This window comes from Rothia sp. HMSC068F09 (assembly GCF_001812775.1).
In the GTDB taxonomy this organism is placed as follows: domain Bacteria; phylum Actinomycetota; class Actinomycetes; order Actinomycetales; family Micrococcaceae; genus Rothia; species Rothia mucilaginosa_A.
The window spans coordinates 257,450-281,449 of record NZ_KV810430.1; the positions used below are offsets into that span (position 1 = coordinate 257,450).

Consider the following 24,000-nt stretch of genomic DNA (forward strand, 5'->3'; position numbering starts at 1 on the left):
ACGGTTATCGTCACGACGGTTATTACGGCCGCCGAAGTCGCGGTTACCGTACTCGCGGCCGCCGCGGTCATCGCGGCGAGCACCGCGGTCGTCACGACGCTTGAAGTCGCGGTCGCCGCCAAAGTCACGACCACCGTCACGGTTACCGCGGTAGCCGCCCTCGCGACGGTTATCGTCACGACGGTTATTACGGCCACCCTCACGGCGGTCGAAGTCGCGGTAGCCGCCCTCGCGACGGCCGCCGCCGAAGCCGCGTCCGCCACCCTTGGGGCCGTTGTCCTTACGGATGTTGATGAACTCACCGGCAATCTTGGTGTCGCGCAGACGATCGAAGAAGTCGCGCGGCAGGTCCTGGGGCAGGCCCACAATGGTGAAGTGCTGACGGATATCAATCGAGCCAATCTGCGAGCCCTTGATGCCGCCCTCGTTAGCCAGCGCACCCACGATGGCGCCCGCGGTCACACGGGAGGAACGGCCAACGTTCAGCTTGTAGTTGACCATGCCCTCGTCGTTGTGCACGCGCTTGCCCTTGCGGCCGCCGCGGTCCGAATCATCGTCGGAGAAGGGGCGGGAGTTGCGGGCGATGTCCTCAGACTCGTCCAGGAAGAACGGGCGACCCTGCTGGGCGATAACGGCCAGTGCGGCCGCGATATCCTCGGCGGTGGTGTCGTGCTCGTTCTCGTAGTCCTCAATAATCTGGCGGAAGAAGCTCAGGTCCTCGGACTCGATGGTCTCGGTAATCTGCTGGGCGAAACGCTGCTTACGGGTCTCGTTCACGGCCTCCGCGGTCGGCATGTGCATGGGCTCGACCTTCTGGCGGGTAGCCTTCTCGATCTGGCGCAGCATGTACTTCTCGCGCGGGGTCACGAACAGAATGGCGGCACCCTCGCGGCCCGCACGGCCGGTACGGCCAATGCGGTGCACGTAGGACTCGGTATCGTGGGGGATGTCGTAGTTGACGACCAGGGAGATGCGCTCCACATCCAGGCCGCGTGCCGCCACGTCGGTTGCCACGAGGATGTCGATGCGGCCGTCGCGCAGGGCATCCACGGTGCGCTCACGCAGCTGCTGGGGAATGTCACCGTTGATGGCAGCCGCCGCAAAGCCGCGGGCCTTCAGCTTGTCGGCGACCTCCTCGGTCTCCTTCTTGGTGCGCACGAAGACGATAATGCCGTCGTAGTTTTCAACCTCGAGCACTCGGGTCATGGCGTCCAGCTTGTGGGAGTGCATGACCTGCATGTAGCGCTGGGAGATGTTGGCGCTGGTGGTGGTCTTAGCCTTCACGCGAATCTCGACCGGATCGGTCAGGTACTGCTGAGCGATCTTGCGGATCGAGTTGGGCATGGTGGCGGAGAACAGGGCCACCTGCTTGCTGTCGGGGGTGCCTTCGAGGATCTTCTCCACGTCTTCGGCGAAGCCCATGCGAAGCATTTCGTCGGCCTCGTCCAGAACCAGGTACTGCAGGTTGGACAGGTCCAGGGAGCCCTTTTCCAGGTGGTCAATCACGCGGCCGGGGGTACCGACGACGACCTGCGCACCGCGGCGCAGGCCGGCCAGCTGCGGGCCGTAGGGGGAGCCGCCGTAAATCGGCAGCACGGTGAAGTCCTCCATATGGGTTGCGTAGGAGGAGAAGGCCTCTGCAACCTGCAGGGCCAGCTCGCGGGTGGGGGCCAGGACCAGCACCTGGGTGTCGCGGGAGACGCCGTTGATGTCGGCGAGCTCAGCCATGCGGGAGAGGGCCGGCAGCGCGAAGGCTGCGGTCTTACCGGTACCGGTCTGCGCCAGACCGACCACGTCGCGGCCCTCGAGCAGCAGCGGGATGGTCTGTTCCTGAATGGGGGACGGCTTCTCGTAGCCGACCTCTTCCAGAGCGGCCAGGACGCGGGCGTCCAGGCCCAGGTCGGTAAAGCGCACGCCCGCTTCCTCAGCCTTTTCGGCGGGGGCGTCTGCGGTGGTTTCTGCGGTAGTCTCCGCCGTGGTTTCTTCCGCGGCGGGGGTCTCAACGTTGTTCTCAGCGGTCACAACGGTCTCTGCCTCGGCGTTCAGTTCGGCCGGGGTAGCGGTATTCTCAGTCAATTTTTCCTCTATACGGTAGGGGTGGATAGCGCACGCTCTTCGGCGCTTACCGGGTGTCCCCTTCACGGCCCAGCCACATGCGTCCGGCGTATTGTTCAGCCGACGGTTTCACCGCACACACCCGGTTATCCCCTCGCGCGGGGCGCAGAGGGCACAGTGAGGGTGTGAGGGTTACTGCTGGGAGCGGTCTTGAATTTCTCGCTACACAATTGGAGACTCGTACGTCATCGCGCCGAGAACGCGCACCGGGCGCGCGGGGCGGAGAGGGGTACGGTCAATTGTGCTCACATAAGGCGTCACGTATTCCTGGCGTGGGGCCTCACCCGTATGGTGTATCAGTCTGTAACAGCAGACGCGTCAGGAGGCTTTGACCAGAGATCGTTCAGAGAAGCCCGAGTGCGGCGGAGCCGCAACTTTCGGGACGTATCAATCGGTGATGGTGAGTACGGCGCACTTTCCGAAATGACACCACCTGGGGTGCTCGGTGCGCACAAGACCTTCATCGGGGGTTCCCGTGTTTATACAGTGTACCGCAGGGTCCCTTCCTCGGCTATAAAAAGGTGCTTAAAACCTCATCTCTTAGGCACGAGCGCCCACCCTCACTCTTGGAGGGTGGGCGCTCATCTAGAGGCTTAGCCGAGGGGCTAGTCGACGCGGCGCACGATATCGATCGTGCCGACGGTCGCGTGCTTAGCGTAGGAGTGGCCGTAGCGGTCAGCGGCGTACTGGGCCACATTCGCCGGAGGATTACCACCCCAGGAGTTATTGCTGCGGTCAATCACCACGTACTCGGGGGCCGGCTCGCCGGTATGACCAATCCAGTAGACGGTGCGACCCGGAATCAGCTGCGTCAGAATGGACAAATCCGAGGCCACGGTAACGCCCTCGGGCACCTGCTGCACGGCCTTGAGCTTCATCTGATCGCTGGAGGTCAAAGCAGAGTCGGTAAACTGCGAGTTCGCCAGGGCTGCGAGAGGCTGCGTAGAGCCCGGCACGAAAATCGGGGAAGCGGCCAAGAAAAGCGCTACGACAGGAAGAATCCACACCGGCAGGTTGCGAACCTGGATGCGGCTGCGACCGGAAGGCTCCTTGGGGGCGTCGGGAACCTCGGCGGGCTCCGCGAGTTTGCGGGCCGGAATCGCACCGTAGCGCATCCGTAGCACGGTATCCAGCAGGGCGCAGAAGACGACCGGCATCAGCACCAGAGAGTAGTGCCAGGTGCTGGCCCAGTAGGACTCCATCGTGGAGAGCAGACGCCACGCGATGGTCGGCAGAGCCACCAGCGCAAGGGGCGAGCCAACCCACAGCACCGCACCCGTGATGAGTAGCAGGCCCAGGGTCGCCATCTTCGTGTTGTTATTCATCATCTGAATCAGGGAGCCGAAGGGATCCCCAACGGCAGCGGCAACATTCACCTTGTCGGCGTAGTCAAAGGTTCCGCCGCTGTTGAAGTAGGGCAGAATCACGGCGATTGAGACCACCGACCAGAAGATGCCCCACGCAATTACCATGCTCGACTCGGCAACCGCGCGAGTGCGGGCCCAGGAGTGGTATAGGGAACGCAGGCGAACGCGGAACGAAGCCGGTTCTCCCTCAGAGAGGCGGGGCAGCAGAATATCGTACGCGACACCCAACCAGCCGCTACGAATCAGGGCCACAACGCCGATGACGGCCACGGTTACGCCCATATCCTCCTTGACGAAGGCGATGGGCAGCGCCCACCAGCAGGCGCGGGCAAGGTATCGGTTTCGTTCGTCGCCGCTCACGCGCGAGGCGAGCACCAGATAGCCCAGGCCCACGGTCAGCAGGGGTACGGCAAAGGCCACTTCGTGGAACTGCGCGGCGACGGCCTGCTGCACTCCAAAGCTCAGGGCGAAGCCCGCACCGAGCAGAAGACCGGTCAGCGTCGGCACGAACCGCTGGAACCGGGACGGCTCAGATTCCTCACCGGTTCGGGAGGCTCGAGCCAGGGTAAAGGCACGCTGGGTGAAGAAGACGATGGCACTCGTTGCGGCCGCAATTAGGGCGTTCTGCACAACGAGCAGGGTCGTGGGCGAGGGAAACATCCCGTAAATCGGCCCCAGCAGCATCAGAATGGGGTGGAAGTGATCGCCCCAGAGGTTAAAACCGGGCCCCTTAACCGGCACGATTGGTGCGGAGAAGTGCGAGTACGCCTGGGCCATCTGCGTGAAGATTGCAAGGTCCCACGAGGGGGTCACCCAGTGCTTAACCTGCTGCAGCGAGTAGTAGGTGTACAGCGCCATAACGGCCACGCCCAGCACCAGTCCGGGGAACAGGTCAAGCAGACGGATGCGCTTGAAGCGCTCGCGGAGGCCCCCGGCGACGCCCGAACGGGAAGCTGAGCCGCCGGTGGTTCGAGGCTTCGTCGGAGCCGCGCTCTGGGCGGCTACTTCAGTCTCTTCCGATGCCATGGGCTTCCTTCCTTCGGGAGCGCATCCGTCGAAGCCCGGGTTTCACCGCCAGCCCTGTGATGCACTGTACACACTCCTTATCACTCTAGGGTAGCGTATGAGTCCGGGACGCTCCATCGCCGGACTCCGTCGGCTCGAAGCCCAGAACCCGGCCGCGTAGACTGGTGCTGTGAGCACGCAACCCCCCTCGACCCCCCGGACGCTATCTCCGGCAGCGGGCACTAACCCGCACCCGCTGGCCGCGGCGCGCCTGCCCTATGCCCCGGGACCGTTGCGTGCCGAGCCACGCGTGACGATTCGCTCGCTCTCCCCCGCGGGTACGCGCTCCCTGCCGGGCACCCTCGCGCCCGAGTCCTGCGAGGTTATCGTCGAGCCGCAGGTTCCCGTGCACCTGGCGCAGACGCTGGGCGCGCTGAGCCGAGGCGCGAGCGATCCGGCCTACCGCGCGCTCAGCCGAGAGGCCGGAGCCGAACGCATCTGGATTACGGCCCGCACGCCGGAACATAACTTTCCCGCGGTGCTCTTCGCAGAGCGCCTTCCCGATTCCGCGACGGGCTCTCCCGATTCCGCGGCGGCCGCCCTTCCGGCCCTGCACCGGCTGCTGATGCGCCCCGTCCGCGTTCGCATCTGGGCTTCCTACGACTCCGCCGAGCGGCAGCTGGCGGCACGCCACGACGTACGAGCGCTGGCCGATGAGATGACCTACTGGCTGGGTCTGCACGACCGTCCCGAGGATTTCGCGTCCCTTCCCTCGTTCGGGGAGCTCCCCGAGCGCGTCCGTACCGCGTGGCGGGCCAACCCCGGGCTACGGCTAAGCGCCTCGGGCCAGCTGGACCGGCACGTACTCAACGCCATTGTGGAACAGCGCATCACGCAGACCGAAGCCTTCAGGGCGTTGCGGTGGATTCTGTACCGGCACGGCGAACCTGCCCCGGCCAGTGGCCTACCCACTCAGCCCGAGGGCATGCGCGTCTACCCCACGGCCCGCACCCTGGCGGCCATCCCCACCTGGGATTGGCACCGGGCGGGCGTGGATAAGAGCCGCTACGATGCGGTGCGCGCCTACGCTGGCTCCGCCCCCGCCATCGCTCGGGTCGCCGGCACCGGCGATATCACCGCCCTGGCCCGGGCGCTCAACACGCTACGCGGAGTAGGCCCGTGGAGCATTGCCGAAACCCTCCAGCGCGTCTGCGGGCATCCGGACGCTATCAGCGTCGGCGATTACCATCTGGCCCACTCGGTTGGCGAACTGCTCGGGGGCCGCCGCACCGATGATGCGGGCATGCTCGCCTTGCTCGCCCCCTACAGCCCGCACCGGCAGCGCGTGGTGCGCTACATGTACGCTTCGGGTTTCTGGAAGCAGCGCTTCGGCGCGCGCATGAGCATCGAGGATCACCGCGAGCGCTGAGTGCCCGGTGAGAGCACAAGCAACGGGGCGTACCCTCCGGTTACTCCGGTGGGTACGCCCCGTTCAAGCTCTGATGCGTGGTTGAGCTTACTTCTTCTCTGCGGAACCTTCAGCCGCTGCAATCTCTGCACGGACCTTGTCCATGTCGAGCTCGCGGATCGAGCTGATCACGGTCTCGAGCTGGTCCTCGCGCAGTGCACCAGCCTGCTGGTACACCAGGATACCGCCACGGAAGCCCATGATGGTGGGGATGGAGGTAATGCCTGCGGCCTGGGCGAGCTGGCCCTGGGCCTCGGTGTCAACCTTGCCGAAAACGATGTCGCTGTGCTTCTCCGAAGCCGCCTCGTAGACGGGGGAGAACTGCTTGCAGGGACCGCACCAATCTGCCCAGAAGTCCAGGAAGACGATGTCGTTGCCCTCGACGGTAGAAGTCAGGTTCTGCTGAGTAATTTCAATAGTAGCCATGTGATAACGCTACACCTTCTACACCCCAATCGCTAATTGTTCGCCCTGGGATTCAAACATTGTGAAAGATATGACAAGCAGCCGTCATAGTTGGCTCTTTACGCGGTAGTTTCTGCCGAGTTTTAGGCGTGTCGCGGGAACTCCAGTGAAGGTTCCTGTGGCCGATTGTGGAGGCGCGCTACCCGGCAGGCACAAACCGTACCGGGACTTCGCTGAGGAGCATCATCGCGCAGATGCGCCTCACCGCTAAGCTTTTGGTTTTAGATGCACAAAAGCCCGGTTACTTTCGTAACCGGGCTATTTGTGGCAGGTGAGGGATTCGAACCCCCGTAGGCAGTGCCAGCTGATTTACAGTCAGCCCCCTTTGGCCGCTCGGGTAACCTGCCGCCTAGCTAGGTGCTAGTTGCTCGCTCACGCGAACAGAGACTACTCTACAGCAGATTACGAGCCGTGTACACTTCAGAGCTGAATTTGTGACGAAGGTTATACTCGATGATGGCTCTTGGCCCGGAACCCCGCAAGAACGGCAAACCTCACGACTATCAGTCTGGGAGGCACCCAGCCTAGAAGGAACGGGAAGGAATATCGCCGTCCTGCTCAAGCAACAGCACAATCTCAAGGTGCTCCAGGTAGCGGCGCGCCTGCTCAACCGTGCACATGCCGCCGGAAATTTCGCGCTCCAGGTCGCGACGAACGCCGCAGAATCGAGCTACAAGCGAAGGCTCCGTCAGGGTGATACCAATACCGTCGAAGGGGGAGGGCTCAGAATCCTCGTCGGGGAGCTCGAACTGAAGGCTTTCCAGGGAAGGTTCAGGGGCGAGGCGCTCGGCCTCGGGAATATCCTCGGGTTCAGGACTCAGAGAATTATGCAAGTCCATAAAGAGAAGGGTCTGCAGGTCTCGAGCTTCTTCGCTCGCTTGCACGTCCGTCACGGACAGGTCATAAGTGGTCATACTTCTATTATCCTCTTCAAAGATTAGAGTGACCTGTAAAACAGGTCGGCATTTCTGTTAGTTAGCTGTGAACAGCTCCGTAGACCCGGTAGGCTAGTACTAACCGGTGCCCCGGCACCCCGTTCACGAAAGGAATATCCATGGCTAGCGAATCTTCGTTCGACATCGTCTCCAAGGTCGACAAGCAGGAAGTATCCAACGCCCTGCACCAGGCCCAGAAGGAAATCTCCCAACGCTACGACTTCCGCGGCGTCGGCGCAGAAATCGACTACTCCGGCGACAAGATCCTCATTAAGGCAAACGCCGAAGAGCGCGCCCTGGCCGTACTGGATGTGTTCCAGTCGAAGCTGGTCAAGCGCGGCATCTCCCTGAAGTCCCTGGACGCGGGCAAGCCCTACGCCTCCGGCAAGGAAACCCGCATCGAGTGCTCCATTAAGGAAGGCATCGCCCAGGACCAGGCAAAGAAGATCTCCAAGATGATCCGCGAGGAGGGCCCCAAGGGCGTGAAGGCGACCATCCAGGGCGACGAGCTGCGCGTTTCTTCCAAGTCTCGCGACGATCTGCAGGACGTTATCGCCATGCTCAAGTCCGCCGACCTCGACGTCGACCTCCAGTTCGTCAACTACCGCTAAGCGCTCGGTGTCCAATGGAGCCGGCGGATGCACCCGTCGCATCCGACGCGCACCATCGAGCGCAAAAAATCCTCGGGACGACTACTTCCACAGTAGCCACCCCGAGGATTTTTGTCTGTAGCCCCGTCATCGCGGGTCATAATCGTCACGCCGGGTCATCTTCCGACTCGGCGGGTTTGACGAAAAAACTATGCGGGCTTGCCCAGCCTAGTACTGACCCATTTCGCGGGCCATCTGCTGCAGGCGCGCAATGCGCTGATTCATCGGCGGGTGGGTGGACATCACGTTCTGCAGGGATCCGAAGGGGTTCGCAATCATCATGGCGCTTGCCGCCTGGGTGCTGCGGTTGTTCGGGTCCATCGGGTACAGAGAGACGCCGTGCTCGAGCTTATTCAGGGCGGAGGCCAGGGCAATGGGGTCGCGGGTCAGACGTGCGCCATCCTCGTCCGCGTCATACTCGCGGGTACGGCTAATGGCCATCTGAATCACCTGGGTGGCAATCGGAGCCAGCAGAGCGATCACGAACGCCGCGAGGGGGTTGGCCCGGTTATCGTCGCGGTTCGAGCCGCCGAACATCGCGCCAAAAGAAAGCACCTGGGCGATCATGCCGATAATGGAGGCGATACCCGCCGCCACGGAGGAGGTCAGAATATCGCGGTTGTACACGTGCATGAGCTCGTGGCCAAGCACGCCGCGCATCTCACGCTCGTCCAGCAGCTGCAGAATACCCTCGGTGCAGCACACGGCCGCGTTCTGCGGATTACGGCCGGTTGCGAACGCGTTCGGGGTCATCGTGGGGGCCACGTAGAGGCGGGGCATCGGCTGGCCGGCGGTGCGTGAGAGCTCCTCCACGATGTCATAGAGCACCGGCACCTCATCGCGGGTGACCGGGTAGGCGTTCATCGAACGCAGAGCCAGCTTATCGGAGTTCCAGTAGGTGTACGCGACGCCGCCCAGGCTCAGCAGGCCCATAATCCAGATGAAGGATGAGGATTTAAAGGCTGCCGACAGCAGGCCGCCAATGAGCAGCATAAGGCCCACCATGGACCCCATAAGAAGGGTGGTTTTAAGGCCGTTGTGGTGACGATGCATGAGGAACCTCCTGAGCTCCAAAGTGCGGGTGGACAGCGCGGTAAACCGCGCTTGACTCTTCAGGATACGGAAGCGGCCCGCCGCGCGCATCTCCGGAAGCGACAGATTCACCCAGAGCGTCAGAACGCGACCGGGAATTCGAATGGCTAAGGAATGGCCCCGGGGATGGTCACGAGCGGCACCTGCTCCAGAACCTGCGCGGTCGCGGTGGGGAAGATACCCAGCAGGAGGATGGTGCCGTAGGCACCCAGAAAGATAGTAAAGAGCAGGCCCAGCATAATTTGCCCCTCCAGGTCGAAACCGGACCTGACGCTACGGTAGTGGGCGTAGAGAACGGGAGTTATGAGGGGCGCGCCAAAGAGCAGAACCATCAGCAGGATGTAGATGGGGTTCGTGAAGTTGTAGACCACGCTCGTACCCTCCCCGGTGGCTCCTCGATGACTTATCGGTCGCGCCTTCGTTGCGCGGCCCTTCGCTCCCGATTGTACGGCATCGCTCGGTACGGGAACGGGAGTCGCCGCCGATTCCTCGAGAACTGGAAGGGGGGCTGAAAAACGGTGAGTTGCCGCTGAGACCCCTCGGAGATTTATTATGAATTCATCATAATATAATGATGAATACCTCATAATAACGTGTAAAATGGGACCATGACCGACGTACACAACACCACAGACCTGAAGACAACCCCCATCCCAGAACAACAACTAGCCGGGCCCGGATGCGCACACCTCACCGGGCTACCCGTCCTCTCCCCCATGAGCGACGAGCAGCTCGAGGAAGCCTGGACCACCGGCCTGCGCACCCGCGGACGCCGCGTCACCAAGCAGCGACTCGCAGTGCTCCACGCCGTGCAGGACCACCCGCACTCCACCGCGGACACCATCGTGCAGGCCGTACGCGAGCGCATCCCCGCCATCACGGTCCAGTCCGTCTACGTCATTCTCGCGGACCTGACCGATATCGACCTGCTCCGCAAGTTCGAACCGCCCGGAACCCCCGCCCTGTACGAAACCCGTACCGGCGACAACCACCACCACGCCTTCTGCGTGCGCTGCGGCAAGGTTGAGGACGTCGACTGCGCCGTGGGTTCAGCCCCCTGCCTGACCCCCAGCGATTTTCACGGAATGGCGCTCTTCAGCGCCGATGTGCTCTACCAGGGCGTCTGCACCGACTGCCAGACCGAGGAAGAAGCCAAGCTCGCCCGCGCCCAGCGTGAGGCGGCGGCCCACCTGCTGGGTAGCTAACCGTTAAGCGCGGCGGCGCCCCGCATCCTACGCGTCGGACGGATTCCGGGGCACCCCCGCCCATTAAAAGACTGACCGCTAGAGACGACCATCGGGTCGCCGCTAGCGGTCAGCTGTTTTAGGTATGTTGAAGCTACATGCCGGGACGGGGCTGCGAATCCACGATCTCCAGCAGCTCACGAATCTGCTGGGCGCTCAGCACGGTCGAGGGGTTAATCGCGTTTACCTTCACGCTCGGGGCGCCAATCTCCAGCGCGTAGCGCAGAATCTCCAGGGCGTTCGCCGAACGCACCTCAATATGCGGGTCCAGCGCCGCAATCTCAATCGGCGAGGTGAAGACCAGCAGGCTCTGCGGGTTGCCGTTCTCGTCGGGATCGAACACGAACGAGGAACCCGAGGGGTCGTTCGGGTCCACGCCCACCAGCAGCACCGAAGCAGGAGACACGAGCGATCCCAGCAGCATCTGCATATTGTCCTGGGTCAGCGCCATCTTCGCGCCATCGTTGCGAGGAGAGGTCACAATCCACTGCACCTGAGCGCGCTCAATGTAGCACTCGTGGTCGGTTCCGGGATCGACCACAATCAGGTCGAGCGCCTCGTTCGCGAGGAAATCCATGAAGACCTTCATCGCGGGCTCACGCAGAATCAGCTCTTCACCCTCGGATTCCTGACGCACGTAGCTCTTACCCACGTGCTCCGAGGACGAGAAGACGCACAGGGCCTGCATGCCGGTCTCAGGCATGCGAATCACCTGGTGGGTCAGCACGGATTCGGGGCCCATCGGGTCGGTCTCCGAGGGAATCAGCAGCGAACCGGTCGCGTCCAGCAGAACGTCGCCGCCGAGCATCGTGCGCACCACGTTAATGAGGGTGCGTTCCTGCACATCGTTCCGGAAGGTCTGCAGCGCAGCCACCAGGTAGGGATTCGGAATCTCGTGCTCGCTCGAGCCCAGAGCCGCTGCGGCCGAGTGGCGGGCGCGCCCCTCCATACGTTCACGGGCCCACTCGGGCACGCGGGAAGCATCACGCGGGAACTCAGCCAGGTGCTCGCGCACGTCCGTGGCGGTCAGGGTGCCTTCGTTCTTCCAGTTGTCCGGCTCGTCGTCGCGGTTGTACGATGCGCCGACGCTGAACTGCGGGTTGGGCCAGCCGGTAGCCGCCACCACGATAGATGCGGTGAACCAGGTGCCGCGGTTACCGTCGTAGGCTGCGCGCTGCAGCTTGCGCACCTCAGCGATAATGGGCGAACCCTCCTTGAGGGGACCAACCGTACCGATGTACTCCTCGCCGTCACGGAATTCGCGCACCCGCACAAAAATCTGCCCCGCGAGAGGCTTCACGTCGAGTACCATTTCGCTCCAGCCGGGGTCGGCGTTCACAACGTCGAGCAGCCAGCTACCAATGTTATTGAGCGCGTCCTGGATGCGCGCAGCGCGGCTACTCGTCTCGGTGAGGCGGGGTTCAGTCATGTGTTCATACATCCTTGAGTGTTGAATTACGGCGCGGCGGAGTGCATCCGTGATTGCAGGTGAAAGATCTATGGGCTTGCAGTGGTGCCGGAAAAAGCCGCTCACTTCGATTCTAACGAACGTGTCAGCTTCACGGTGATAGTTTACGCCGAAAGATGCATGTTCGCCCTCTCCTCAACGCTCCCTAAAACCCCGAGTCAGACCCCCGCCCTCAACCTCAGCAAGAGGCTGAACCGAGATCCGCGGCCTCCCCCGTCGAGCCCTGCCCGCCACGCATCCGTCGAAAGAGCGCCCGAAACGGGGGATACAGGGCAGATACACCCTCAAAAGGTTGATAATCTTAAATCATGACGAATTCTCTGCAGGATCTTATCGACGCATCGATTTTTATCTCCACCGAGTACCAGGCTCGACTCGCCGAGCTCGTGGGTACCTCCGAGTGGAACGTGGACTTCACTTCTCAGTCCCTGGACTTTGAGACCGTTCCCCCGCTCTCGCTCAAGCCGCACCTGCTGGGCACCGAATCCGAAAACCGCGGCACCTGGATTTGGTCCTGGCAGCAGCTGGGCTACTTCCCCGACTCCGTGGTTTCCGCGGCCATTCAGGCCCGCGAAGCTGGCGAGCGCGACGGCCTGGTCGAGCTGACCACCGATGAGCTTCCCCTCTCGGAGTCCCTGGCCCGCCGGCTCACCCTGGCGGCCAAGACCCTGAGCGGTCTCTACGCCCACTACCCGCTGCCCGCCGGTGCCGGTGTGCGCGCGTGGACTCTGCTGGAGGGTCACGAGCTGGCACTCGAGGCCCCCACCTACAAGGGCATCGGCCGTGTTATCGCCAAGACCCTGCAGAGCGAAGAGATTCACAACCAGGTTCTGGCGGTGGATTCCTACGCCCAGCAGCGCGGCTTCCACATTGCCTGGGATACCGAGGCAACCGCCGTGCTGACCGCAACCGACGGTGCACTGCGCCTGTGGTTCGACGACGGTCGCATCAGCGGTATTGAGGAGGCCGAGCCGCAGGTCGGCCCCGAGGTTCTGGAGCAGTGCGCCGCCGCCGCGGCCCAGCGTCGCGAGTCGCTCGCAGCCGCCCGTACCGAGATTGAGCGCATCGCCGCAGCCGAGGCCGCCGCTCAGAGCGCCCAGCGCGAGCAGGAGGCCGCCGAGCGCGCCGCCGCCCGTGCCGAGGCCGAGCGCGCCGTCGAGATTGCGGAGCACGCACCGGTTGCTGACACCTACGAGGCACCCGCCGTCGAGGCTCAGCCTGCCCCGGCAGAGCAGCCCGTCGAGGAGCACGAGCCCGAGCAGGCCCGCGTCTACACCGATGCCTCGATTGGCGCCGAGGACGAGCAGCCCGTTGAGGCTCACGAGGCTCCCGCCGAGCAGGCACCGGCAGAGCAGCACGCCGAGGAGCCCGAAGCTTACGAGGCACAGGGCGAGTACACCGAAGAGGAAATTGCCGAGTACGTGGAGCCGATTCACAACGCCGGCGACGCCCCCGACCTGCCCGCCGAGCACGAAGAAGCCGCTCACGAAGAGTACGAGCGTCAGCACTTCGAGGAGCGCAGCGAGGAAGAGCAGCAGAAGCCCGAGCCCAAGAAGAAGGGCTTCTTCTCCCGCTTCTTCGGCCTCTAAACCGAATACACAACACCCCGTCAGGCGCGGTATCCTCGTGGTACCGCGCCTGACGGCGTCCGGAGCACCTCTATCCAGTCCCCACGAGGATGTCTGCAGTACGCGGGATTGATTGCGGCCACAACCCGACGAATAACGCTCAAAGAACACGCGCAGAAGAAAGTAGCTCAAGAAGAAACCATGTCAGAGACGCAGAAACACGCCACGCGTAACGGGTTTATCACCATCATCGGTACCTACCTCATCTGGGGTCTGCTCCCCCTCTACTTTGTGGTCATGGCGCCGGCCGGGCCGATTGAAATCGTCGTGGCCCGAGTGGTCTTCTCCCTCATCTTCTGTGCCCTGCTGCTACCTCTTGTTCGGGCAACCGCAGAATTCCGCCGAATCCTGCGGAACCGCCGCATCATGCTGGTGCTGACGGCCGCCTCCATTCTCATCTGCGCAAACTGGCTTATCTACGTGGTGGCGACGACGACCGGCCACACGATTGATGTGTCGCTGGGATATTTCATCAATCCGCTGGTTTCGGTGGTGCTGGGCGTAATTTTCCTGCAGGAGCGGCTGCGCGCCGCGCAGTGGGTCTCGGTGGCTATTTCCTGTATCGCTGTGCTGATGATGAGCCTTATCTACGGGCAGGTGCCGTGGACCGGCCTGGGCGTGGCCTTTACTTTCGGCATCTACGGCCTGCTCAAGGCCCGTATCGCCCACGAGGTGAGCCCCATCGTCTCGCTGTCCCTCGAGACGCTAATCCTGGCTCCCTTCGGCGTTATTGCGCTCTTCGTCCTCAACGCGCAGGGTCAGATGACCCTCTTCAGCGAGGGCGCCGGGCACTTCTGGCTCCTGGCGTCCACCGGTGTGGTCACCGTTGTGCCGCTCATGCTCTTTGCCGCAGCGACTAAGGCCCTGCCGCTCTCGGTTATCGGCATGGTGCAGTACCTGGGCCCGACCATCCAGTTCGTTCTGGCCATCACCGTGCTGCACGAGCACATGAGCCCCGATAAGGTGCTGGGTCTGGGCCTCATCTGGGTTGCGCTCATCATTTTCACGGTGGATGCTCTGCGTGCCTCTCGTTCCTACCGCGCCTCCGCGCTGTCGGATCCGGAGACCGGCATGATTCCGCTGGTTCAGGCGGAAAACGTACAGGCTGAGGATGCGCAGATTCTTCTGGAAGAGCAGGAGCAAACCCAGCGTTCCGGGAACAAATAGTTCCCTCCCCCGTTCTGCCCCTTCGGCACGCTCAACACCCGCATAAAATACAGTGACGCCCCGCCAGCTATAAGCCGGCGGGGCATCACTGTATGTCGCGTTTACGCTCTAGAGCTCGGAGCCCTGAGCCTCAGCCGCTTCGTCCAGGGCATCCAGGTCTGGATGACGGTGCAGGTTCAGCATCGCCAGGCCCAGGCCACCCCAGATAATCAGGATGGCCACAATCAGCATCACAATTGCAGAGATAGACATGAGGGCTCCTAACGGGTAATGGTCGTATCGACGTGGTCGTGCTCCACCTGACCGGCAATCACCGGAGGTGCCGGAGGCTTCTCAGCGGCACGAGACTTCTTCGACCAGGGCAAGAGGGAAACAACGATCGCGCCGACCAGCAGGAGCGCGCTCATACCCCAGCCGAAGATTGCCAGCATATCCGCCGGGTAACCCTCGTACGGAGTCTGAATCAGCTTGATGACGCTCTGAATCAGAGAGTAACCAAGAACCAGCGGGGTCACGACGGCCAGCAGAACCATCCAGATCTTACCGACCTTGATGGAGGAGTAACGGTTCAAGTGCTCGGCCAGGGCGGGCAGCGCACGCACCACGTACGCCACGACGATGATGGCGCACAGGCCGGCAGCCAGAATACCGAAGAGGTTCACGAAGTTATCGAGAATATCGAGCACGTACAGGCCGGTGGTGGTCGGCATCAGCAGCAGCGAAATCACGGCGACCGGAATGATCACCAGGGCGGTGGAAGCAAGACGCGAGGTGGCGAACTTATCCTGAACACCCGCAATAATCACCTCAAGAATCGAGATGAGGGAGGTGAAACCCGCGAAGAGCAGGGAGCCGAAGAAGAGAATACCAATCAGCACACCGCCGGGGGCCTGAGAAATAATGGTCGGGAACGCGATGAACGCCAGGCCGATGCCGCTGGTCGCGACATCGCTCACCTGGGTGCCCGCAGCCTGAGCCATGAAGCCCAGAGCCGAGAACACACCAATACCCGCAAGCAGCTCGAAACCGGAGTTTGCAAAGCCAACCACGGCACCCGAACCGGTCAGGTCAGCCTTGGGCTTCAGGTAGGAGGAGTAGGTGATCATAATGCCGAAGCCGATGGACAGCGAGAAGAAAATCTGGCCGTAGGCGGCAACCCACACATCCGGGTTAGCCAGCGAATCCCAGCTGGGGGTGAACAGCGCGTTCAGACCGTCAACTGCGCCGGGCAGGGTCAGGGAGTAAATCACCAGGCCCACGAACATGACCAGCAGCAGCGGGATAAAGACGATGTTGGCCGCGCCAACACCCTTCTGCACGCCCAGGGCCATCACAGCCAGCAGCACACCCCAGACGAGAACCATGGGAATCAGGATGTTCATGTTGAAGTCCAGGGAGACACCGGGGGTGTCCGCAACCTTCAAGAACTCACCCTGGAAGAATGCCTTCGGGTTATCACCCCACGCGTTAGTGAAGGAGAAAACCATGTAACGCAGCGACCACGCCACAATAGCGGCGTAGTAGATAGCGATGACGAAGTTAATACCCATGTGCCACCAGCCGATGAACTCGGTCTTGCGGTTCAGGCGGCGGAAGGCCAGCGGCGACGAAGCACGCGCACGGTGACCAATGGCGTAGTCAAAGAACAGGAAGGTCAGGCCGGCGGTCAGCAGGGCGACAATGTAGGGGATCATGAAGGCGCCGCCGCCGTTGTCGAATGCGATGTAGGGGAAACGCCAAATATTGCCCAGACCAACAGCAGAACCGATGGCGGCAAAGATGAAGACGCGGCGGCTCGAGAAGCCTTCGCGCTTCGCGGGCGCCTTAGGGGTAGATGCTCCCATTGTTGTAAACCTCTAGATGTGGGGACGCGGATGGTTGGTGCGAGGGGAACCGCGGGGTGGCGGGACTTGCTCGCGTCCAGAAATAGTAAACGGCTCTCCAACACAGGTTGGGCGTGGGAGCCGTCGAAGGCTTGAGGGGTGGATGTGCACCTCAGGCATGCCTATAAGGTTTACCTTAAAGGCATATGGCGGTCAAGGAGACCCCAGCATACGGAACTTTTCGGGAGGCAGGGACTGCACCTAGCTCTCCCAAAAACCGGCGCTGACTAGCCTAAAGACAGAAAACCCCCGCCGAATCCGGGTAGATTCAGCGGGGGTTTTGAAGTATGAGACGCTTGAACGTGAAAGTTTTCAAGCATGCGCTACACGGCGAGGCGTTTTAGCCTTCGCGGTGAACCACGGCGTGGGCGAAGGACTCCAGCGCAGCCTTCGCGGTGGAATCGGGTAGCGGAGCAATCGCCTCAATCGCGCGATCGGCCCAGTCGTAGGCAATCTGCCAGGCTTCCTGGGTGACCGGGTGGGCGGCGAGCGCCTCCACGGCGGTCTCCAGCGCCTCATCGGAGCTGAGGTCGGCATCCAGCAGGGCGCGTACCTCGCGGGCGGACTCATCGCCGGCCGCCACAGCGCGGTCCAGCAGGATGGTCGGCAGGGTCGGAACGCCCTCGCGCAGGTCGGTGCCGCGGGTCTTACCGCTGGTCTTGCCGTCGCTCACAATGTCAATCACGTCGTCCGCCAGCTGGAAGGCCACGCCCACCAGCTCGCCGTAGGTCTTGACCATCGAGATGACTTCCTCGGAGGCACCCGAAAGCAGGGAGCCGTACTCGCCGGCGGCGGCAATCAGGGAACCGGTCTTGCCCTCGATGACGGCGATGTAGTGGTCGAGCAGGTCCTGGCCCTCACGCGGGCCGGTGGTCTCGAAGAGCTGACCGAGCACCAGACGCTCAAAGGTCTGGGACTGGATCTTCATGGGGCGGGTACCCAGCTCGGACACCAGCAGGGAGGCGCGGGAGAAGATCAGGTCGCCGGTCAGAATTGCGACAGAGTTACCCCAAATCATCTGGGCGCTGTCCACGCCGCGGCGCTTGGGGGCGTCGTCCATGACGTCGTCGTGGTAGAGGGTTGCCAGGTGGGTCAGCTCCACCACCACGGCGGCCTCAATCACCTCGTCGTTAATCTCGCCGTCCACGGCTGCCGAGAGCAGGGCCAGCAGCGGGCGCACGCGCTTGCCTCCGGCCAGAAGCAGGTGGCGGGAGGCGACGTCGGCCAGGTGGTCGGTCTGCGCGATGGCCTCGCCCAGGCGCTCCTCAATACGGGCAAGGGACGAGAGGATCTGCGGACCCAGCTTGGGGTCTGCGGCGATCAGTTCGAATCCCGCGGGAAGCTTCAGATCGAGGTCTCCCAGCAGGTCGGTGGCGGCGATGGGCTGCTCTGCGTTGGTCACGGTGTCTTCTATCTTCTTGGTGTTTTCTAGTGGTCCGTCCCTCGGAATGTCCTATCGGGGCGGCGTGAAAACGGTGCGGTGGGTATGTCGGGGTGGTGTGAACGTTATGCGTTGGATTCCACAGGCTTGAAGCCGCGGTGAATGGCAACGATACCGCCGGTCAGGTTGCGGTACTGCACCGAGGTGAATCCCGCCTCCTTGAACTTTTCGGCCAGTGCCTGCTGGTTGGGCCAGGCGATGATGGACTCGGCGAGGTACTCGTAGGACTCGGGGTTGGAGGAAATTGCGCGCGCAATCGGCGGAATCGCCTTCATGATGTAGTTCTTATACACCGCGCCGAAGGGGGCGAAGGTCGGGGTCGAGAACTCGAGAATGACGATGCGGCCGCCGGGCTTGAGCACGCGGTAGATTTCGCTCAGCGCCTTGGGGTAGTCTGCGACGTTGCGCAGGCCGTAGGACATGGTGACCGCGTCGAAGGTGCCGTCTTCAAAGGGCAGGGCGGTGACGTCGGCCTGCACGAAGGTCATGTCGGGACGGCGGCGACGACCAACGTCCAGCATGCCCTCGGAGAGGTCGGCAGCAATGACATCTACACCTGCGTCCGCAAAGGGTTCGGATGAGACGCCGGTTCCTGCGGCTACGTCCAGGACCTTCTGGCCGGGGTGCGCGTCGACGGCGGCGACGGCCTGCTTGCGCCAGTAGATGTGCTGGCCGAGGGAAAGGATGCCGTTCATCAGGTCGTATCGTTCGGCGACGGTATCGAACATTGCGGCGATGTCGCTGGTCTTCTTATCCAGGGTGGCGCGGGTGGCGCGGGTATTCTTCTCTGCGTTCACGTTCTCAATTGTGGCATGGAGGTTGGGGGATTCGATAGTTGGGTGAACCGTAGTTACGTCATGTGAGTGGTTCGCAGGCTCGCTCGGATGGTTTTTGGTCCGCATAGTCGGGGTTTTATTCATTCCTCGAGGGTAAATTTATGCGTATTCAGCAAAATATTATGAATATTTATGTATATACTTGCATTTTTTAACATGGAGGCGCACAATAGACCGTAGATTTCATAGAACACACCGCACATAGGAGCACCCCAATGAACACCGCAATCCTCAAGAAGGCATCCCTCAAGCCGCTGGCCCTGCTGGCAGTACTGCCTCTAGCACTGACCGGTTGCGTCTCCACCGCCGACGAAAACTCCGACGCCAACGGCGAGGTCAGCCTCGTCAAGTCCGGCGTGCTCAGCGTCTGCACCAACACCCCCTACAAGCCCTTCGAATACGAAGAGAACGGCACCATCGTGGGCCTGGACGCAGACATCGCCAACGCCATCGCCTCCGACCTGGGCGTGAAGGCACAGCTGACCTCCATCAGCTTCGAGGGCCTGGACTCTGGCACCGGCCTGTCCACCGGCCAGTGCGACATCGCGCTGGCGGGCATCGGCGTGACCGACGAACGTAAGAGCAAGATGGAGTTCACCACCGTCTACTTCGACGACAACCTGGCCATCCTGGTTCCCAAGGGTTCCTCCATCACCTCCGCAGCCGACCTGAAGGGCGTGGCCGTCGGCGCCCAGCAGGCAACCAGCGGTGAAACCTACGCCAAGGAAAACGGTGCAGAGGTCATCCAGTACGAAGACACCTCCCTCATGTTCTCCGCCCTGAAGACCGGGCAGGTCAAGGCAGTCGCCGCGAACCTCTCCGTGATTTCCGAGGCCCTGACCAACGACCCGGACTCCTTCAAGATTGCTTACCAGGATTCCGAGAACACCGAGGAAATCGCGGCAGCCGTCTCCTCCAACAACAAGGCACTGCTGGCCAAGGCCAACGCCACCATTGACAAGCTCAAGAAGAACGGCGAGCTCGACAAGATGAAGGCCAAGTGGGTGGGCACCACCTCCTCGGCCTCCGCGAGCGCCTCCTCCTCCGCGTCCTAACTCCCTCATCGGTTAGTTCCTCCCCCAATTCAGGAGTACTCTAATACTTTTGGGTTGGGGAGGTCCCAGCCTTTTCCCGCGAGCGTTTAGTACGCTCTGACCGAACAGCACTGGATAAGAAAGCGCATGTCCTCTAAACTTTCCCCCCGCCAGAAGCAGAAGCTCTTCCGCTACGCACAGTACGCCATCCTGGCCGTTATTGCCCTGGCTGCCATTCTGCTGGCTGACTGGAAGACCCTCAGCCAGCAGGTCTTCAACCTCGATGTGGCAGCCAAGCAGTTCCCCGACGTCATCACCGTGGCGCTGAAGAACACCCTGCTCTACACCGCTTTGGGCTTTGCTGTGGGCCTCTCCGGCGGTCTGCTGCTGGCGCTCATGCGTATTTCCTCCATTGCCCCGTACCGCTGGATTGCCACCCTGTACGTGGAGCTCTTCCGCGGCATCCCGGCGCTGCTGGTCTTCTTCGCCTTCGGTTACGGTATTCCGCTGGCCTTCAAGATCCGCTTCGTGGATAACCTGATTCCTGTGACCCTGTCCCTGGGCATGGTTTCGGCTGCCTACATCAGCGAGGTACTGCGCGCGGGTCTGCAGGCCATTCCGAAGGGCCAGATGGAGGCGGCACGCTCCCTGGGCATGTCCCACACCCGCGCGATGATCTCGATCATCATCCCGCAGGCCTTCCGCGTGGTGCTTCCCCCGCTGACCAACGAGGTTATCCTGCTGACCAAGGACTCCTCCCTCGTCTACCTGCTGGGCGTGACCGTATCGCAGTACGAGCTGGCAAAGTTCGGCCGTGAGGGCCTGACCGCCGCTAACGCAGGCCTGACTCCCCTGGTGGTCGCCGGCCTGTGCTACCTCATCATCACCGTCCCGCTGGGCCAGCTCTCCGCATACTTTGAGCGCCGCACCCAGCTGACCGGCCGCAAGTAAGCGCAACGACGAGACAGAACGGATTACGGATACTATGACCGCTTCAACTTCATCCATGGCCGCCTCCTCGGTGCGCATTTCTAACCTGCACAAGTCCTACGGCAAGGTCCAGGTGCTCAAGGGCATCGATATGGAGGTCGCCCCCGGCGAGGTCGTGTGCCTCATCGGCCCCTCCGGTTCGGGCAAGTCCACCCTGCTGCGCTGCGTGAACCTGCTGGAGGAGCCGAACGACGGCACCATCATGGTGGGCGATACCGAGGTCACCGACCCGGACGTGGACATTAACCGCGTGCGCACCCACATGGGCATGGTGTTCCAGCAGTTCAACCTCTTCGGTCACCTGAACATCCTGGATAACTGCACGATTGCCCAGGTTAAGGTGCTGGGCCGCTCCAAGGAGGAGGCGGAGGCGGTGGCCCTCGAGCAGCTCGCTAAGGTGGGCCTGGCCGGCAAGGAAGACCGCTTCCCCGCTCAGCTTTCCGGCGGCCAGCAGCAGCGTGTGGCTATCGCCCGTGCGCTCTCCATGCACCCCGACCTGATGCTTTTTGACGAGCCCACCAGCGCGCTGGACCCGGAGATGGTCGGCGAGGTTCTGAGCATTATGCGTAACCTGGCCGACGAGGGCATGACCATGATTGTGGTGACCCACGAGATGGCGTTCGCCCGCGAGGTGGCCGACAAGGTCGTCTTCATGGCCGACGGCGTGGTCGTGGAGGAAGGCCCTGCCGACCAGGTGATTGGCGCCCCCAAGCACGAACGTACCCGGGCTTTCTTGGCTCGAGTGCTCGATCCGACCCACGCGGTTGTAAACTAGTACTAGCTCTTGAAAATATAGCGGGCGGTGCTGTACGAAACATTCTGTTTCGCGCAGCACCGCCCGCTTTTCCATGCCCGGCACCTTTGCGCTCAGCCACCGATAGCACCGCCGACCGCCCAGAAACGCAGAATCCCGCGCTCTCCAGTCGTGGAGAACGCGGGATTCGTTGGCTTGGGAGAGCCTTCAGAGGGGTTTAGACCTCCTCCACCTCAACGGTGAGCTTGGGCTCGGGGTGCGACTCGCCGGTCAGCATGGTCACCAGCAGGGTCGAATCCTTGACGGCGCGCAGGGAGTGCAGAAGCTTGGCGGTCACGTGAATCGGCTTGCCCGGGACCAGGGTGATATCGCGATCCTTCACGTGGAAGATCACCTCGCCCTTGAGCACCTGCACGAAGATGGGGTGCACGCTGTGGTGCTCGTGCCAGGACTGGCCGGCCGCCAGCTCCATGAGGGTCAGGTTGCCGCCGTCGGCGTCCACAATCTTGCGAGCCTGGGGCTTGTCTTCGAAGGGCTTTAGCTCCTCGGTGAGCTGGGGGAAAATGATGACGCGGCCTTCATGGGTACCTGCCATGGTACGCACCTTTCTACTCGAGCCGGGCGGAGCATGCGGCCCGGCGGCTAGTCGCCAATACTGTTATTTGGTATCAAAAATACCAATTATTTCCATTGTATTCTGCGCTCCCCCCGCGAGGCAACGCCCACACACAAAGCCAATAAAAACGCGTGCCCCGCCGCATGAGGGCGAGGCACGCATTTGGGTTACGCCTGACGCTTGCTATTGCGTGCGCGCAGCAGATTCACCGTCAGCGCCGTCGTACCGAAGCTCACCGCCACGATCATGCAGGTCGCTGCGGTAAACGCGCCTCCCGGGATGGGCGAGAAAATCGCAATCAGGTACAGAATCACGGAACAGAAGGAAAGGAAAAGCGTCGCAATCGTCAACAACGGCACCAACACCAGGCCTCCGCGCGAGGCAATCGTAAAGTCACCGCGACGCACGTAGCGCAGCAGGGCCATGCCCAGTACCGTCCACATGGAGGTCACGAGAATCGCGGTCACAACATCCACCGGGCGGTGCCAGCCGTTAATGATCGTGGAGGCACCCGTCAGGCAGGTCGCGACCGCCGCCAACAGGGCCACGGTCGGACGCATCAGCCGGGGAGCCGCCAGGAAGAGGGCCGCACCGGCCGCCGCCGCGAACGTCGTGTGGCCGCTGGGCGCCGAATTGCTCACCGCCTCCTGAATACCCCAGTCCGGCTTCACGATGATGTAGTTCTTCAGCGCGTAGGTCGTGACGCAGGCTCCCACGCCGCAGAGCACCCCCACCAGTGCCGGGAGGAACCGGTGCTTCCATACCAGCACCGCAATCAGGCCGAGCACCGCCACCACACCGACAATCGTCGGCAACGAGTCCAGCGCGGTCAGGGTCGGACCGCGATAGTTGAGGAACTGGTTCGTGTACTCGGCGTAGGCCTGCTCATCCACCTGCTGGCCAACGTGCGTGTAGATGAAGAAACGGAAGGCCCCGAAAAGCGAGGCCCCCAAGAAGAGCAGGGCAAAGAGATGCCGCATCAGAAGGCCGGTACTCGGGAAGCTCTTCGGGTCGCCCTCACCCGGGCGGATCGGGTTGCCCATGGGGCTCATCGAGGTCACTCCAACCTGGGAATAGACGTTGCCCGTTTGAGAAGCGGGAGGGAAGGCCTCGTTGGGGTAGGGAACGCCGGAATACGAGGCTCCCCCGTAGGAAACGTTGGGGTTCGCCGCGCGAGGCGGCACCGGCGCGGCGGGTGCAGCCGGAGTCGCGGGCTCAACCCTGGGGGCCGCATAGGGCGAGCGAGAAGCCTGAATGGTCGGTTCCTCAAGCGTCTGGGTGGCCTGCATGAGGCGGGTGGAGCCGTCAGTGTTCGACAGCAAGCGGGTGTCGGGGCTTCGGGCGGGGAGCACCTCGGTGGGGTCCTGTGCATCGTGCGCGTACGCGCGCGCGGAAGAGGAACGGGTGGCCGAAATCGGCTGGGTCGCAGAGATAGGCTGGGTATCGGAGAGCTCGGCCGCGCGGTCCGCGACGGCCTCGGCGGAGAAGGGCAGGGTAGGGGCATTATCGCCGGTCTGGAGCGGGCGGGTTGCCTCAGAATCGCTCACCGCGCCGCTCGCGACGGTTTCGTGCGCGTTCCATCGATAGCTCATAAGCCCCTCCACACTTCGTTTCGTACCTTCTCCCTCATGGCGTTACCTTGCGGCGGTCCACCCGGCGGCGAAGACCCCCAAGCCTTCGCGCGAGTCGAATGCGGTCACCGCGTTGATAGAGTAACTACCTCACTATCTCAGGTTAAGCTATGAAAAGGTAAAGTTTTTGGGTCGCTAAGCTGAGAGTTTCCGCAAAATACGCAGGCTTAACGCGAGAGGTATCGAAAGTTCCCCAAGCTCCCCATTAAAA

General features: G+C 62.4%; 21 protein-coding genes and 1 tRNA gene. 8 read left to right on the top strand and 14 right to left on the bottom strand.

What is annotated here, in order from left to right; genetic code table 11:
• Nucleotides 1-2,076, bottom strand: a 2,076-nt coding sequence (locus HMPREF2874_RS07930; protein WP_083309871.1) for a DEAD/DEAH box helicase, incomplete at its 3' end; no start/stop codon positions are given.
• A gap of 644 nt (nt 2,077-2,720) precedes the next feature.
• A complete protein-coding gene (locus tag HMPREF2874_RS07935) occupies nt 2,721-4,508 on the bottom strand; it encodes a DUF2079 domain-containing protein (protein ID WP_070649892.1) in 1,788 nt (595 codons plus the stop codon).
• Nucleotides 4,509-4,677: 169 nt separating this feature from the next.
• On the opposite strand from HMPREF2874_RS07935, the gene HMPREF2874_RS07940 reads away from it, so the two are divergent.
• The gene (locus HMPREF2874_RS07940; RefSeq protein ID WP_083309872.1) at nt 4,678-5,916 is read left to right on the top strand and encodes a DNA-3-methyladenine glycosylase family protein; all 1,239 of its coding nucleotides are present in this window, start codon (nt 4,678-4,680) and stop codon (nt 5,914-5,916) included.
• An 87-nt stretch (nt 5,917-6,003) separates the two neighbouring features.
• On the opposite strand, the gene HMPREF2874_RS07945 is transcribed toward HMPREF2874_RS07940, so the two are convergent.
• The 3 genes from HMPREF2874_RS07945 to HMPREF2874_RS07955 form a co-directional block, all read right to left on the bottom strand.
• Nucleotides 6,004-6,381 (bottom strand): thioredoxin family protein, encoded by a 378-nt coding sequence (locus tag HMPREF2874_RS07945; RefSeq protein ID WP_049343235.1) that lies wholly within the window; start codon nt 6,379-6,381, stop codon nt 6,004-6,006.
• 304 nt (nt 6,382-6,685) lie between these two features.
• Nucleotides 6,686-6,767: transfer RNA gene (locus tag HMPREF2874_RS07950), tRNA-Tyr, on the bottom strand.
• Between the two features lie 177 nt (nt 6,768-6,944).
• On the bottom strand, nt 6,945-7,334 hold the full coding sequence (locus HMPREF2874_RS07955; protein WP_049343234.1) for a hypothetical protein: 390 nt from the start codon (nt 7,332-7,334) through the stop codon (nt 6,945-6,947).
• A gap of 140 nt (nt 7,335-7,474) precedes the next feature.
• On the opposite strand from HMPREF2874_RS07955, the gene HMPREF2874_RS07960 reads away from it, so the two are divergent.
• Nucleotides 7,475-7,966, top strand: a complete 492-nt coding sequence (locus HMPREF2874_RS07960) for a YajQ family cyclic di-GMP-binding protein (RefSeq protein ID WP_049343233.1) — start codon at nt 7,475-7,477, stop codon at nt 7,964-7,966.
• 207 nt (nt 7,967-8,173) lie between these two features.
• Here HMPREF2874_RS07960 and htpX read toward each other — a convergent pair whose 3' ends face one another.
• Entirely contained in the window at nt 8,174-9,058 is an 885-nt protein-coding gene (gene htpX / locus HMPREF2874_RS07965; protein WP_049346850.1) for a zinc metalloprotease HtpX, read from the bottom strand.
• Nucleotides 9,059-9,204: 146 nt separating this feature from the next.
• Nucleotides 9,205-9,468, bottom strand: coding sequence for a hypothetical protein (locus HMPREF2874_RS07970; protein ID WP_049343231.1), 264 nt, complete (start codon nt 9,466-9,468; stop codon nt 9,205-9,207).
• 237 nt (nt 9,469-9,705) lie between these two features.
• Between HMPREF2874_RS07970 and HMPREF2874_RS07975 the strand changes: the two genes are divergently transcribed.
• Nucleotides 9,706-10,302 carry a Fur family transcriptional regulator gene (locus tag HMPREF2874_RS07975; RefSeq protein ID WP_193389308.1) on the top strand — a complete coding sequence of 199 codons (597 nt, stop codon included), beginning with the start codon at nt 9,706-9,708 and terminating at the stop codon, nt 10,300-10,302.
• Between the two features lie 133 nt (nt 10,303-10,435).
• Here HMPREF2874_RS07975 and HMPREF2874_RS07980 read toward each other — a convergent pair whose 3' ends face one another.
• Entirely contained in the window at nt 10,436-11,770 is a 1,335-nt protein-coding gene (locus tag HMPREF2874_RS07980) for an SseB family protein (RefSeq protein WP_049331777.1), read from the bottom strand.
• A gap of 347 nt (nt 11,771-12,117) precedes the next feature.
• Between HMPREF2874_RS07980 and HMPREF2874_RS07985 the strand changes: the two genes are divergently transcribed.
• Together HMPREF2874_RS07985 and rarD are read left to right on the top strand one after the other, a co-directional pair.
• Nucleotides 12,118-13,398, top strand: a complete 1,281-nt coding sequence (locus tag HMPREF2874_RS07985) for a DUF6882 domain-containing protein (protein WP_070649893.1) — start codon at nt 12,118-12,120, stop codon at nt 13,396-13,398.
• A gap of 180 nt (nt 13,399-13,578) precedes the next feature.
• Entirely contained in the window at nt 13,579-14,604 is a 1,026-nt protein-coding gene (gene rarD / locus HMPREF2874_RS07990) for an EamA family transporter RarD (protein ID WP_070649894.1), read from the top strand.
• Nucleotides 14,605-14,712: 108 nt separating this feature from the next.
• On the opposite strand, the gene HMPREF2874_RS09065 is transcribed toward rarD, so the two are convergent.
• The 4 genes from HMPREF2874_RS09065 to HMPREF2874_RS08005 all read right to left on the bottom strand — a co-directional run bounded on the left by HMPREF2874_RS09065 (nt 14,713) and on the right by HMPREF2874_RS08005 (nt 18,725).
• Nucleotides 14,713-14,856 (bottom strand): methionine/alanine import family NSS transporter small subunit, encoded by a 144-nt coding sequence (locus HMPREF2874_RS09065; RefSeq protein ID WP_080974908.1) that lies wholly within the window; start codon nt 14,854-14,856, stop codon nt 14,713-14,715.
• Nucleotides 14,857-14,864: 8 nt separating this feature from the next.
• Nucleotides 14,865-16,448, bottom strand: a complete 1,584-nt coding sequence (locus HMPREF2874_RS07995) for a sodium-dependent transporter (protein WP_070649895.1) — start codon at nt 16,446-16,448, stop codon at nt 14,865-14,867.
• A gap of 379 nt (nt 16,449-16,827) precedes the next feature.
• Nucleotides 16,828-17,889, bottom strand: coding sequence for a polyprenyl synthetase family protein (locus tag HMPREF2874_RS08000; RefSeq protein ID WP_070649896.1), 1,062 nt, complete (start codon nt 17,887-17,889; stop codon nt 16,828-16,830).
• Between the two features lie 104 nt (nt 17,890-17,993).
• Nucleotides 17,994-18,725: a demethylmenaquinone methyltransferase gene (locus HMPREF2874_RS08005; RefSeq protein ID WP_070649897.1), complete on the bottom strand. Its 732-nt coding sequence runs from the start codon at nt 18,723-18,725 to the stop codon at nt 17,994-17,996.
• A 254-nt stretch (nt 18,726-18,979) separates the two neighbouring features.
• Between HMPREF2874_RS08005 and HMPREF2874_RS08010 the strand changes: the two genes are divergently transcribed.
• From HMPREF2874_RS08010 to HMPREF2874_RS08020, 3 genes are all read left to right on the top strand, one after another.
• Nucleotides 18,980-19,819 carry an ABC transporter substrate-binding protein gene (locus HMPREF2874_RS08010; protein ID WP_070649898.1) on the top strand — a complete coding sequence of 280 codons (840 nt, stop codon included), beginning with the start codon at nt 18,980-18,982 and terminating at the stop codon, nt 19,817-19,819.
• A gap of 126 nt (nt 19,820-19,945) precedes the next feature.
• Complete coding sequence (locus tag HMPREF2874_RS08015; protein ID WP_070649899.1) at nt 19,946-20,749, top strand: amino acid ABC transporter permease; 804 nt, start codon at nt 19,946-19,948, stop codon at nt 20,747-20,749.
• Nucleotides 20,750-20,783: 34 nt separating this feature from the next.
• Nucleotides 20,784-21,563 (top strand): amino acid ABC transporter ATP-binding protein, encoded by a 780-nt coding sequence (locus HMPREF2874_RS08020; protein ID WP_070649900.1) that lies wholly within the window; start codon nt 20,784-20,786, stop codon nt 21,561-21,563.
• 196 nt (nt 21,564-21,759) lie between these two features.
• On the opposite strand, the gene HMPREF2874_RS08025 is transcribed toward HMPREF2874_RS08020, so the two are convergent.
• Nucleotides 21,760-22,137, bottom strand: a complete 378-nt coding sequence (locus tag HMPREF2874_RS08025; protein WP_049331751.1) for a cupin domain-containing protein — start codon at nt 22,135-22,137, stop codon at nt 21,760-21,762.
• A gap of 188 nt (nt 22,138-22,325) precedes the next feature.
• On the bottom strand, nt 22,326-23,750 hold the full coding sequence (locus tag HMPREF2874_RS08030) for a phosphatase PAP2 family protein (RefSeq protein ID WP_053088798.1): 1,425 nt from the start codon (nt 23,748-23,750) through the stop codon (nt 22,326-22,328).
• Nucleotides 23,751-24,000 lie beyond the last annotated feature (250 nt).

Coding starts and splice junctions, on each gene's coding strand:
- HMPREF2874_RS07935 (WP_070649892.1), bottom strand. CDS start 4,508: ATGGCATCGGAAGAGACTGAAGTAGCCGCCCAGAGCGCGGCTCCGACG.
- HMPREF2874_RS07945 (WP_049343235.1), bottom strand. CDS start 6,381: ATGGCTACTATTGAAATTACTCAGCAGAACCTGACTTCTACCGTCGAG.
- HMPREF2874_RS07955 (WP_049343234.1), bottom strand. CDS start 7,334: ATGACCACTTATGACCTGTCCGTGACGGACGTGCAAGCGAGCGAAGAA.
- HMPREF2874_RS07960 (WP_049343233.1), top strand. CDS start 7,475: ATGGCTAGCGAATCTTCGTTCGACATCGTCTCCAAGGTCGACAAGCAG.
- htpX (WP_049346850.1), bottom strand. CDS start 9,058: ATGCATCGTCACCACAACGGCCTTAAAACCACCCTTCTTATGGGGTCC.
- HMPREF2874_RS07975 (WP_193389308.1), top strand. CDS start 9,706: ATGACCGACGTACACAACACCACAGACCTGAAGACAACCCCCATCCCA.
- HMPREF2874_RS07980 (WP_049331777.1), bottom strand. CDS start 11,770: ATGACTGAACCCCGCCTCACCGAGACGAGTAGCCGCGCTGCGCGCATC.
- HMPREF2874_RS07985 (WP_070649893.1), top strand. CDS start 12,118: ATGACGAATTCTCTGCAGGATCTTATCGACGCATCGATTTTTATCTCC.
- rarD (WP_070649894.1), top strand. CDS start 13,579: ATGTCAGAGACGCAGAAACACGCCACGCGTAACGGGTTTATCACCATC.
- HMPREF2874_RS09065 (WP_080974908.1), bottom strand. CDS start 14,856: ATGTCTATCTCTGCAATTGTGATGCTGATTGTGGCCATCCTGATTATC.
- HMPREF2874_RS07995 (WP_070649895.1), bottom strand. CDS start 16,448: ATGGGAGCATCTACCCCTAAGGCGCCCGCGAAGCGCGAAGGCTTCTCG.
- HMPREF2874_RS08010 (WP_070649898.1), top strand. CDS start 18,980: ATGAACACCGCAATCCTCAAGAAGGCATCCCTCAAGCCGCTGGCCCTG.
- HMPREF2874_RS08015 (WP_070649899.1), top strand. CDS start 19,946: ATGTCCTCTAAACTTTCCCCCCGCCAGAAGCAGAAGCTCTTCCGCTAC.
- HMPREF2874_RS08020 (WP_070649900.1), top strand. CDS start 20,784: ATGACCGCTTCAACTTCATCCATGGCCGCCTCCTCGGTGCGCATTTCT.
- HMPREF2874_RS08025 (WP_049331751.1), bottom strand. CDS start 22,137: ATGGCAGGTACCCATGAAGGCCGCGTCATCATTTTCCCCCAGCTCACC.
- HMPREF2874_RS08030 (WP_053088798.1), bottom strand. CDS start 23,750: ATGAGCTATCGATGGAACGCGCACGAAACCGTCGCGAGCGGCGCGGTG.